Here is a 12,265-nt window from a genome sequence, read left to right as displayed (position 1 = left end):
ATGGGATCTACTGAGAGTGCATAAAACGCTTGGCATGTAATGATCCTGCTCAGCAAACTTAGGCTAGTGCTAGTGGTGGTCGTTGTAGAAAACGGGCAGCTGCCAATGCCAGCGCATGGCGCCAAGCCTAAACAGTACGGTTGTGACAAGGGCCGCAATACCACACCACTGTGTGGCGAGTTCCATTTGCATGCCTATTCCATAAACCACGCCCCCTGCAATACAGGTCATGGCATACAGTTCGCCGTTGAGTACCAGCGGTATCTCTCGGCAAATAACGTCCCGTAACAGACCGCCAAACACGCCGGTAATGGTGCCCATGGCAACCGCCACGGCCATGCCTGTGTCGTTGGCTAAGGCTTTCTCTATGCCAACTACGTTAAACAGCGCCAGCCCGAAAGCATCGGCGATCAATAAATAGTGAAAAGGAAAGCGTGGGCTAATACGCAGCCAGATAATGGGTATAAAGGCGGCTATCAGTGTGGTGTATAAATAATCGGTATCGGCAATCCAGAAGACCGGGACATCTAACATGACATCACGTAGTGTTCCGCCGCCAATGGCGGTTGCGCTGGCAAGCACGACCACGCCAAATCCATCCATACGCTTTTGATAGGCCATCAGGGTGCCGGAAATTGCGCACACTGCAACCCCCGCTAAGTTTAACCAATGAAACCAATCAAACATCTTCTTGTACCCTTTTACTACCCTTAAAAACTCGCCATTCCTACCGCAAAATACTTGATCAGGCCTTATGTTTCATGCTATTTCTTTGCCCAATATCGAAACGTACTGTTGAGATTACGGTTCGTGATATTGAGTGATGAGGTAAAGCCATAACCTCTAACGAACAACATTTCATAACTACAATGCCAATGGATATAGGTATTGTATGTCAAATATATCATATAAAACAAAGCGCTACTGATGTGTTAGCAGTTAGGCTTTGTTGCTCCTCGCTTTGAACGACCTTAGATGATGTGTTACATCATCAGTATGACATGCAATTTTGAGTAAAACAGCGCGTATTGGAAATTGAGCCAAAGCATTACTGGTTTACCACTGTTTTTTAGTTTCACAAAAAGGTCTAGCGCCTAAACCTAGAACCTTAAATTAACGGGAAGGATTTATGCCCAAGTTACGTTCAGCAACTACCACCCAAGGTAGAAATATGGCGGGAGCTCGCGCGTTATGGCGAGCAACTGGAATGAAAGACTCTGATTTCGGCAAGCCTATTATTGCTATTGCGAACTCATTTACGCAGTTCGTACCTGGGCATGTTCACCTAAAAGATCTCGGCCAATTAGTGGCACGCAGCGTTGAAGAAGCGGGTGGTGTGGCGAAAGAATTCAACACTATCGCAGTGGATGACGGTATCGCCATGGGGCACAGCGGTATGCTGTATAGCTTACCATCTCGAGAAATCATTGCTGATGCAGTGGAATACATGGTGAACGCACATTGCGCCGATGCCATTGTTTGCATTTCTAACTGCGACAAGATTACCCCGGGAATGCTAATGGCGTCTATGCGCTTGAACGTTCCGGTCATTTTTGTGTCTGGGGGCCCAATGGAAGCGGGTAAAACCAAGCTTTCAGACCAGCTTATTAAACTAGACTTGGTTGACGCGATGGTAGCGGCTGCTGACGACAAAGTTAGCGATGCTGATACCGACGAAATTGAGCGCTCAGCCTGCCCTACCTGCGGCTCATGTTCAGGGATGTTCACCGCGAACTCCATGAACTGTCTAACCGAAGCGTTAGGTTTATCCTTGCCGGGCAACGGCTCTATGCTGGCTACCCACGCCGATCGTGAAGGTTTATTTAAACAAGCGGGCAAACAAATTGTTGAGCTGTGCAAGCGTTACTACGGCGACGATGATGACAGTGTATTACCACGTAATATCGCCAACTTTAAGGCTTTTGAGAATGCCATGAGCTTGGATATTGCCATGGGGGGGTCGACCAATACCATTTTGCATCTGTTAGCAGCGGCAATGGAAGGCCAAGTGCCGTTTACTATGGCAGACATCGACAGATTGTCTCGCAAAGTTCCTCACCTATGCAAAGTGGCACCTTCAACACCCAAATATCACATGGAAGACGTACACCGAGCGGGTGGCGTTTTGGGTATTTTGAACGAGCTAAATAAGGCTGGCTTGCTGAACACCGATGTTAATCATGTTTTAGGAAAACCGCTTACCGACGTTATCAGCGAGTGGGACATCACTAACCCTGAAAACGAAGACGCTATTACCTTTTATCGCGCGGGTCCTGCGGGTATTCGCACGACAAAAGCATTTAGCCAAGATTGTCGCTGGGACGAAGCCGATGACGACCGCGAAAACGGCTGCATTCGCTCTATCGACCATGCGTTCAGTCAAGAAGGTGGCCTAGCCGTGCTTTACGGTAATGTGGCTGAAGATGGCTGTATTGTAAAAACGGCTGGCGTAGATGAGTCTATTCTTAAATTCAACGGAACTGCGAGAATCTACGAAAGCCAAGATGATGCGGTAGCAGGTATCTTGGGCGATGAAGTAAAAGCCGGTGATGTGGTCTTCATTCGCTACGAAGGTCCCCGCGGCGGCCCGGGTATGCAAGAAATGCTGTACCCAACGTCTTACTTGAAATCTAAAGGGTTAGGCAAGCACTGCGCTTTGGTAACAGACGGACGCTTTAGTGGCGGTACCAGTGGGTTGTCTATAGGTCACTGCTCACCTGAAGCCGCCAGTGGTGGTGGCATTGGCCTAGTGGAAGATGGCGATAAAATTGAAATAGATATACCCAATAGAAGTATCAATATTGCTATTAGCGATGAAGAACTAGCAGAACGCCGCGCGAAAATGGAAGCCAGTGATAAGCCTTGGAAGCCGAAAGATCGCGTTCGTGAAGTCTCCACATCACTTAAAACCTTTGCGGCGTTAGCAACCAGTGCCGATAAAGGTGCAGTGCGTGATGTGACTAAGCTGGAAAATCTATAATGGCAGCCGAACACGTTAGCGATCATGAATATTTGAAGAAGATCTTACTTGCCCCTGTTTACGATGTAGCAGTGGCAAGTGAACTTTCCTATATGTCTTTGCTTTCAGCCGAGCTTGGCAATGAAATTTTTCTGAAACGCGAAGATCAGCAGCCGGTAAAAAGCTTTAAGCTGCGCGGTGCCTATAACCGTATTTGCTCACTAAGCGACGAGCAATTGCAAGCTGGCGTAATTGGCGCCTCTGCGGGTAATCATGCGCAAGGCTTAGCGTACAGTGCAAAAATGAAAGGTATTCAGGCGACTATTGTCATGCCTGAAACCACGCCTGATATCAAGGTAGACGCAGTACGACGCTTCGGCGGTGAAAACGTGAATGTGGTATTGCATGGCACCAGCTTTGATCAAGCAAGTAGCCATGCAAAAGCATTATGTGAGACCCACGGTTATACCTTTGTTCCGCCCTTTGACGACCCCGATGTCATTGCAGGGCAAGGTACAGTCGCGCGAGAGTTGCTAGAGCAAAACCCACACCTCGATATCTTATTTATTGCTGTGGGCGGCGGTGGTTTAGCCGCTGGTATTGCGGTTTACTTAAAGCAACTAAAACCAAGCATAAAAATCGTTGCGGTAGAGTCGGAAGAATCGGCCTGTTTCATTAAAGCAAAGGCGCAAGGCGCGCCTACCGAGCTTGAAAGCGTCGGCATTTTTGCTGATGGCGTTGCTGTTAAAGTGATGGGGCAGGAAACTTTCCGTCTGTGTAATCGTTTAATTGATGAAACTATTACCGTTACCAATGATGAAATATGCGGAGCAATTAAGGATATCTTTGATGATACCCGTGTTATTGCAGAGCCTGCGGGCGCATTGTCGGTGGCGGCAATTCGCAAGTACGCTAAGCAACACGACCTCAAAGGTAAGAAGTTAGGCGGCATTCTGTGTGGCGCAAACATCAACTTTCATACCCTTCGCTATGTGTCTGAACGCTGTGAATTAGGTGAGCAGAAAGAAGCGGTCTTTGCGGTTAAAATTCCTGAAAACAAAGGTGCGTTTAAACAGTTTTGCGAGTGCGTTGGGGCAAAAGCAATCACCGAATTTAACTATCGCTATGCCAGTGAGAGCGAAGCACATATTTTCGTGGGCGTAAAGCTTAAAGGCGGGCAGCAAGAGTTTGCTGCACTGCAAAGCGACCTTGAAAGCAAAGGGTATGACTGCGTTAACTTAACCGATAATGAGTTAGCGAAGCTCCATGTTCGTCACATGGTTGGTGGCCGTCCGCCAACTATTCTCAACGAGCAAGTCTTCAGCTTTGAATTTCCTGAGCGTCCGGGTGCGCTACTGAACTTCTTAAATACGTTAGGTGAACAGTGGAATATTACCCTATTTCACTATCGCAACCATGGCGCAGCAGAAGGTTTGGTATTGGCAGGCTTTGATATCGCACCAGAAAGTAGAGATGACTTTAACCAGCATGTTGCTGAGTTAGGCTATAAGGTTGAAGAAGTAACAGACAACCCCGCCTATCGTTTTTTCCTGTCGCAACCAGCGAAGGTCTAAATAGCGAAACAGGCGAAACGAGCCTATCTCCCGTTTTCGCTTTGTATTGCTTCGCGTTAAGCGCAGGTTTACCGGGGAGCGATACGAAGCGGCATTATCTAGCGTCTATCTATCAATGAAGTATGGGGATTTTCAATGCCAGCCAAGATAGATTGACGCGCAATAAAAAGCCCATGCAGTAGCATGGGCTTTCTCTTTTTACCTAAGCTCCGTAGTGCTGGCAAATTCAGCCAGCTAGCGTCGCCTTAATTCGAAGCGTTTAGTGTAACGTTCTCCAAATGCTGCATCATTTCTGGCCAAATCAGGGCCATAACGTCAGCACGTAAGGCTTCACACTCTTCTGAGTACTTCAAGCTGCCATCTTTTTCAGAGTCCAGCCAGTGGTTTTCTTTCAATGCACTGATAAAGCTAGACAACACATTCTTATCGTAAAACTCTGGTGAGCTTAGCCCGTAGAGAGCAGATAAGCGTTCAGCCACTTGCTTACTTTCGCGCTCAAGCGCACTTCGGCTAATCACTTTTTCTTTATCAAGAATGGTCAATACCACCGCGTAACGCTGAAGCGTTTCCTGCATACATCGGCTTAACAGCCATGCTGAGTGGAATTGTTTGCAGTGTGCATCTGGCGGCAACAGTTCATCGCCCTCCTGACGCAACAATCCTTTGTTTAGTAGCGCTGTTATAAGCGCATCAGTATGCGCAAGCGCTTCATCTTGGGTAAGGTGCAAGAACAGTTCTTTTTGCAGCAACGGATAAAGCGCCGCAATAAGCTGAAAAATACTGTTCTTCGTGGTGCCTTTCTTCGCGAAGATAGATGCCATAATAAGACCTGGGATCGCGAATAAATGCAAAATGTTGTTGCGATAATAAGTAAGGTATACCGCTGATTTTGGTTGAGGACTGATTAAACGCCCATAATCGTCTTCTTTTACGTCAAAGCGGCCTAATTTCAGCGTATCGCGCAGTAGCTCTTCCGCTGATGAATCTGGAATGGTGGCATCATCGCTGAACGGTACCGCTTTAAACAAGTCCATGAAATCGCCCATTGCTTGTTTTAACTCAGCTTCACTCATGGTCTGTCGTTTAGAAGACAGTAAGCATAACGACGCTAACGCCATACCATTTAATGCCGCTGCGCGATTAATTCGCGTCATGACATTATTGGCCAGTTCGTTAACCGCAGGTGTCAGCCACGCTGGCTTTTTCTCTGGCTCGGCATCGCGACAATCTCGCCAGTTAGGCACATGATTTTCAAGAAACTGGTTAAGCGCAATGGGTTCGCCAAAATTCACGTATCCGTGACCATAATTCTTGAGTTTACGAATAGCCGAGAACACCTGAAGGTTAGATTCCTTTTTCTTCTTAGAGCCTTTGAGTTCGTTCAAATAGCTCTTCACTTCCATCACGTTTTCATAGCCGATATAAACAGGCACGATACTAACTGGACGGTTAACGCCTTTGAGCATGGCTTGAATGGTCATGGCTAGCATGCCCGTTTTCGGTGGGATCAAACGGCCGGTTCGGCTGCGGCCACCTTCGGGATAGTATTTTACCGAATAGCCTTTGTTAAACAGCAGCTCTAGATATTCTCTGAAAACAGCTGTGTAGAGCTTGTTGCCTGCAAAACTGCGGCGTAAGAAAAAAGCACCGCCACGACGGAACATTTTTCCAACCGGCCAAAAGTTCAGATTGATACCTGCAGCGATATGTGGCGTAACCATACCCTCGTGATAAATCACGTAAGTCAATAATAGGTAATCCATGTGACTACGGTGGCACGGTACGTAGATGATTTCATGACCATTAGCCGCCAATTCACGAATGCGATCGGCATGACCTACACTAATACCGTTATAAATTTTGTTCCATATACGGGTAAGTAGCCTGTCGCCAAAACGAATTAGCCCTTCGCGGTAGTCTGCCGCGATTTCTGTGATGTAGGTTTGGGCAGTCTCTTTCGCTTTTTCATGAGACACCTTCTTGCTTCGTGATTCCTCAGCAATAGCGCGACGCACTGCATCAGAGCCCAACACACTATTATTGAGTTCTTGGCGCTCTAACAGCGTAGGGCCAGTCATGCTTTGGCGCTTTCTTTGAAAGTGAGTGCTTGCTACGCGCACAAGCTTATGTGCAATACTTTGGTCACTACCATGTTGATTGGACATCGCGCGTGCAGAAACGGCTTTAGAGTAGTTAATAAAGTTGTCGCGGCCCAAAAACAGCACAATGAACAACTTACGAAGCCAACTTGGCGCCGCTTTATCAGCAATGAGATCGCTTAAGCCTGGCTTTCCACGACCCGGGGCACGGCCCCACGTCACATAGACAGGAACAACTTGTAAATCTAGGTTTTCATGGTCTCTATGCAAATGAAAGAGGTCAGTAAAAACGTCTTCAATTCCCGTATCTTTAGCCGACGAGCGGAAAAGGGGCTGGGTTTTACGTAAAAATAAGGTCGACGAATACTCTCGCCCCGCTAATGTAAGGGTTTCTGTAGGACTAGGTAAACCTAGCGCTTTAGTCGACATTCTCAGTGCAAGTTGGTCAGTCACTGAGTTGGTGGGGAGTAGATAAACGATAGGTTTACTTTTATCTATTCCTAATTCGGTTTCAACGTTAACTGGAATGCTGTGGGCTTTAACCAGTAACTTAACAGGATAATGAAATACCGACAGAAGGGCTTTTCGCATCCACGACATGAATTATGTAATCCTATGAAATAAAAACGGGTGAAGTGTAACACAAACGCGTCACAATCTCGCGACAAGCCAATTTCATCGCTTCTCATGCTGTAATGACTATCCATAACATGGGAAGTTCAAAAGCGCTCTTCTCCTTTTCTTGTGAGTCACAGCCATTTCTATAATGGGTTCGAATACAGAGAACGTAACATTAGCTGTATTTAATTGCGGTACAGCCGGACTGTTACTACTTTTATAAGGGCAAATGAATATGAGCAAGCAGTAGTGGATGATCAAAGCCGGTTAAAGACAATTGATGACTTTATGCTCAATAGCGAAGTGCCGTTGGATCTTGATGATTTAATGATGGTGCTCGCAGAGGCATACAAGGTGCCGATCGCACTCATTGGCGTCGTCGGAGAGTTTGAAGAAACCTTTAAAGCACACTACGGAACCACTCTTTCTAAAGTCACTCGTGAACATGCGTTTTGTAGTCACGTCGTTGAAGAGCGCGAGCAGGTGGTTGTTAGCAACGCGCAAGAAGATCCACGGTTTATGCATAATCCTCTCGTCACCGGAGAACCTCACATTTGTTTCTACGCAGGAACGCCGATCGAGATAAATGATCAGGTAATCGGTGCCGTATGTTTAATTGATACCGTGCCAAGAGAAATAGACGCAAAACACTTAGAAGTTTTAGAGAGAATAGGTGCTTTGGTTAGTCAACATATTTCGCTTTCAAGAGAACACGAAGCGCTTAAACGCGAGCATGGGCTTATTGAGAAGTCTCCTATTGTGTTGGCAACGTGGCGCTATGATACGTCGTTGAGGCTGGTGTATATCTCGAAAAATAGTGAGCGTGTATTGGGAGTTTCACCCCAAGATTTGCTCACTGGAACGGTGGCATTGAGTGAGGTGCTGTCTGAGGAGGCGGAGGGTGATTTTACCTTTGCTATGCAGGCCCACATGGAAGGTGTTGAAACGCACACCTGCCGTCTTCAGATAAGGACGCCAACGCGTACTATTTGGGTGAGCATGATATCAACGGCAAATTTTCGCGAAGACGGCATGTTGTACTCGGTTCAAGCATTTTTGTTTGACACTAGTGACCAAAAGTATGTGGAAGATAAGCTCAACAAAACCAATCAGCGGATGCGTTTATTACTCGAGGCTTCAGAGTTAGGAACATGGGACTGGAACTTGGCCGCCGATGTTAATCAAGTCAACAAGCGCTGGTGCGACATTGTTGGTCTTGAGTATGAATACTATGACAGTGGCTCCCGCTTTTTTAGACAGCTCATTCATCCCGCGGATTACGTCAAAGTTGAAAAGCAGCTCAACATGCATCTAATTGGTAAGAGCAAAGTCTTTAACACCACATTTCGCATGAAACACACTGATGGCTCTTGGGTTTGGGTTGAAAGTTATGGGAAAACCGTTGAGACAGATGCCCAAGGTAAGCCGGTTCGTATAGCAGGTATTCATAGAGATATAACGCAGCGAATGGAAAGCGAACTGCATGAGAGAAAGAAAACCCAGCTCCTTCAATTTATCAATAAAACCCGGGCATCATATCTGCAAAACAATGACTTGACGATGGCGTGTCAGTCCGTATTGGCCGAACTCATAGATATCTCAGATAGCCAGTTTGCCTTCGTCGGCCAAATGAAAGGAGACGGTAGCTCATCTAGACTTTTCATTCATGCGATTTCTGAAATTGTTTGGGATAACAGTAGCTTTTCTCAATATGCAGAATACAAAAAACGAAACCTCTACTTTAGTAACTTCGACAACCTTTTTGGAACCTCAATTTTAACGGGAGAAGTTACCATTAGTAATGCGCCAAACAGTCACCCTAATTCCAAAGGTGTTCCGCACGGTCATCCGCGCATTAGCCGATTTTTAGGCCTACCTATAAAAGTGAAAGATAAAGTAGTGGGAATGGTCGGTTTAGCGAATAAGTTTGATACCTACACTGACGAAGATGCTGAGTTTCTACAGCCCTTTTTAGATGCATTGGCTGGCTTGTTCTACGCAGTAGAGCTTGAGGAAGCCCGAGCCGTTGCTGAAGAGAAGCTTAGGCATTTGGCGATGACTGATTCTTTAACGGGCCTTTATAACCGACGCGCGTTCCTTGACGAGTGCATCTCATTTTCAAAACAACATTGTCGTGGATGTGTTGCTATCGTCGATATTGATCACTTCAAAAAAGTAAACGATACCTACGGTCACGATGCTGGAGATCAGGCGCTTATTGCTGTTGCGAGAAAAATAGCTAAACATAATCAAACGCCAAATGTCGTGGCTCGATTAGGAGGAGAAGAGTTTGCAATAGTCATGATAGGTGACAAGAAAGAAGAGATCCATAGGCAGCTAGAAGCACTGCGCATTGCTGTTGAAGAAGGAAGGGTGACCTACAAGACAGACACGATGAATTTATCGATCAGCATTGGCGCAACATTTATCAAAGACACCTTTGAGGCGGATTTCAGCGCCCTCTTATCGCTTGCTGACAAGGCGCTGTACAGAGCCAAGGAGCAGGGCAGAAACCAAGTCGTATGGGATGAATAATAGTATTAGTACGTGGCTAAAACTGATAGCAAAAGACGCGGCAAGTGCTTGTTATTTAGTTTTAGGTGTATATACTTACAGGAACTGTATGAACAGACAGGTCTTTTATGCGCCCACTCACAGCTCGACAAACCGAAGTTTTAGAACTTATTAAAACAACCATGTTAGAAACGGGAATGCCGCCTACTCGTGCGGAAATAGCCCGTCAGCTTGGCTTTCGTTCTGCTAATGCAGCAGAGGAACATTTGAAAGCATTGGCGCGTAAAGGCGTGATTGAAATTTTGCCTGGTACGTCTCGTGGCATTAAGCTCAATATCCCTCTTGATAACGACGCACAAGAAGAAGAAGGCCTACCGTTAATTGGGCGTGTTGCAGCTGGTGAGCCGATCTTGGCGCAAGAGCATGTTGAATCGCACTACAAAGTCGATCCTGCACTGTTTCAACCCCATGCCGACTTTTTGCTACGCGTTAACGGTATGAGCATGAAAGACATTGGTATTTTAGACGGTGACCTTCTCGCTGTTCATCGCACCACTGATGTACACAACGGTCAGGTGGTTGTGGCGCGTGTAGATGAAGACGTCACCGTAAAGCGTCTAGAGAAGCGCGGGCGTGAAGTATTGCTTCATGCTGAGAATGATGAGTTTGCACCAATAAAAGTTGATTTGGCGACTGAACATTTTGCGATAGAAGGTATTGCGGTGGGTGTGATCAGAAACGCTGACTGGATGTAGTATTTTAGCTTGTTTGTATAAAAGCGGCGCGTTAGCCGCTTTTTTTATGTCTTTTGTTCCTGTTTTTTTCTTCAATCTGCCAACTTAGGTTTTATCCTGCCCAGCAAACCTGTTGGTTTTCTGCGCGCTTATTTTTATCATTACTCACGTTATTCTTTCTATGAATGCTTCAAGTATTTTCCATTTTTTATTGTGAATTTTGTTTGAAATCGACATTGAGTCATCGATTACTTATTGATTTCTTAACTAGTTAGTCGAGCATTTACTTTAACCCCGTGTTCAAAATGCCTGTTTGATTCCAAGGGCATCCCACAGCAATCGCTTTCTCTTTTTTGCACTTGAAATCCCCGCGACCATTTTAGTAAATGATTAAAAATTAACCACTTCGTTAAATTTTTAATAGAAAAGACTAGACGGCACGACATTATTGCGCAATTCTTATACAGAGATTAACAAAATAATAACAACGACTCTAAATTTGTTTTACAAGTTGAGGTTATGGGTCAATCGTTCGCAAACCATTTGGTAGGGCATCGCGCAAATTAATCAGCGTCTTTGACCACGCCATTACGGAGGTGCTGAGTGAAACAACTAACGACCGTTTTCGCAAAATGGTGTTCTAGTATACCAATTTTGCTTTTTTCCCCTTTGCTTTTTGCGCAAGAAGCAAGCGAAGAAGCCTCTTCGCTTAATTTGAGACGCGGTGCTACCGACATCAGTGGGCAGGTATACGACCTCCATATGTTGATGTTCTTCATTTGTGTAGGTATCGCGGTTGTAGTTTTTGGCGTGATGTTCGCCTCAATGTATCTACATAGAAAGTCCCGTGGCGCCAAGCCAGCTAATTTTCACGAAAACGTGAAGGTCGAAATTGCTTGGACCGTTATTCCTTTCCTTATTCTTATTTTCATGGCGGTACCCGCAGCGAATACTCTAATTGCTATGGAAGACACGTCTGAGCCTGACATGACGGTGTTAGTAACAGGCTCTCAATGGAAATGGCACTACAAGTACATGGATAGCGATGTAGAGTTTTATTCTTTACTCGCCACTCAGCGCGAGCAAATAGAAAACAAATTTCAGAAAACAGATAACTACCTGCTGGAAGTCGACCGTCCCTTGGTTATTCCTACTGGGAAAAAAGTACGCTTTCTTATTACTTCTGACGACGTTATCCACTCTTGGTGGGTTCCTGACTTTGCCGTGAAAAAAGATGCCAACCCCGGCTTTATTAACGAGTCTTGGGCCAAGGTGAATGAGCCGGGTATTTATCGCGGACAGTGCGCAGAGCTTTGTGGTAAAGACCATGGCTATATGCCGGTTGTGGTAATTGCTAAAGAACCCGCCGAGTTTGAAAAGTGGATGGGCGAACAAGAAGAGATTGTTCGTAAAGCAAAAGAAGAAGAGCAGCGTCTACTTTCTATGAATATGTCTATGGATGAACTGATGAAAGAGGGCGAGCGAGTATACAACGCAACGTGCGCTGCTTGCCATATGCCAAATGGTGAAGGTTTACCTGGCGTGTTCCCGGCATTAAAAGGCAGCAAGATGGCACTAGAAGATCAGCAAGGTCACATTGACATCGTGCTGCATGGAAAGTCAGGAACAGCCATGCAAGCGTTTGGAAAAATGCTAAGTCTTAAGGAAATTGCCGCCGTAGTCACTTACGAGCGAAATGCCTGGGGCAATAAAACTGGCGATATGGTTCAAGCCAAAGATGTCAACGCAGTGGCAAACGGAAACTAG

At 45.9% G+C, this 12,265-nt stretch carries 7 protein-coding genes; 5 read left to right on the top strand and 2 right to left on the bottom strand.

The window, feature by feature from the left end; all coding sequences use genetic code 11:
* Window positions 1-69: 69 nt before the first annotated feature.
* Window positions 70-687: a trimeric intracellular cation channel family protein gene (locus tag BZA03_RS18915; protein ID WP_110289579.1), complete on the bottom strand. Its 618-nt coding sequence runs from the start codon at window positions 685-687 to the stop codon at window positions 70-72.
* A 442-nt stretch (window positions 688-1,129) separates the two neighbouring features.
* On the opposite strand from BZA03_RS18915, the gene ilvD reads away from it, so the two are divergent.
* Window positions 1,130-2,980: a dihydroxy-acid dehydratase gene (ilvD, locus tag BZA03_RS18910; protein ID WP_110289578.1), complete on the top strand. Its 1,851-nt coding sequence runs from the start codon at window positions 1,130-1,132 to the stop codon at window positions 2,978-2,980.
* Window positions 2,980-4,533 carry a threonine ammonia-lyase, biosynthetic gene (ilvA, locus tag BZA03_RS18905; protein WP_014977809.1) on the top strand — a complete coding sequence of 518 codons (1,554 nt, stop codon included), beginning with the start codon at window positions 2,980-2,982 and terminating at the stop codon, window positions 4,531-4,533. The genes ilvD and ilvA overlap by 1 nt, the downstream gene beginning before the upstream one ends.
* A gap of 245 nt (window positions 4,534-4,778) precedes the next feature.
* On the opposite strand, the gene plsB is transcribed toward ilvA, so the two are convergent.
* Window positions 4,779-7,232 carry a glycerol-3-phosphate 1-O-acyltransferase PlsB gene (gene plsB / locus BZA03_RS18900; protein ID WP_014951390.1) on the bottom strand — a complete coding sequence of 818 codons (2,454 nt, stop codon included), beginning with the start codon at window positions 7,230-7,232 and terminating at the stop codon, window positions 4,779-4,781.
* 267 nt (window positions 7,233-7,499) lie between these two features.
* Between plsB and BZA03_RS18895 the strand changes: the two genes are divergently transcribed.
* From BZA03_RS18895 to coxB, 3 genes are all read left to right on the top strand, one after another.
* Window positions 7,500-9,785, top strand: a complete 2,286-nt coding sequence (locus tag BZA03_RS18895; RefSeq protein ID WP_110289577.1) for a diguanylate cyclase — start codon at window positions 7,500-7,502, stop codon at window positions 9,783-9,785.
* 107 nt (window positions 9,786-9,892) lie between these two features.
* Window positions 9,893-10,519 (top strand): transcriptional repressor LexA, encoded by a 627-nt coding sequence (gene lexA, locus BZA03_RS18890; RefSeq protein ID WP_014951387.1) that lies wholly within the window; start codon window positions 9,893-9,895, stop codon window positions 10,517-10,519.
* Window positions 10,520-11,101: 582 nt separating this feature from the next.
* Complete coding sequence (coxB, locus tag BZA03_RS18885) at window positions 11,102-12,265, top strand: cytochrome c oxidase subunit II (RefSeq protein WP_014951386.1); 1,164 nt, start codon at window positions 11,102-11,104, stop codon at window positions 12,263-12,265.

It is taken from the genome of Alteromonas sp. I10 (assembly GCF_003201515.1).
GTDB classification, from domain to species: domain Bacteria; phylum Pseudomonadota; class Gammaproteobacteria; order Enterobacterales; family Alteromonadaceae; genus Alteromonas; species Alteromonas macleodii.
The sequence above is the reverse complement of the archived record's forward strand: the minus strand, read 5'-3'. Positions and strand labels throughout refer to the sequence as shown.

Bases quoted from the DNA above. Each gene is read 5' to 3' on its own strand.
- BZA03_RS18915 (WP_110289579.1), bottom strand. From the start codon at position 687: ATGTTTGATTGGTTTCATTGGTTAAACTTAGCGGGGGTTGCAGTGTGC.
- ilvD (WP_110289578.1), top strand. From the start codon at position 1,130: ATGCCCAAGTTACGTTCAGCAACTACCACCCAAGGTAGAAATATGGCG.
- ilvA (WP_014977809.1), top strand. From the start codon at position 2,980: ATGGCAGCCGAACACGTTAGCGATCATGAATATTTGAAGAAGATCTTA.
- plsB (WP_014951390.1), bottom strand. From the start codon at position 7,232: ATGTCGTGGATGCGAAAAGCCCTTCTGTCGGTATTTCATTATCCTGTT.
- lexA (WP_014951387.1), top strand. From the start codon at position 9,893: ATGCGCCCACTCACAGCTCGACAAACCGAAGTTTTAGAACTTATTAAA.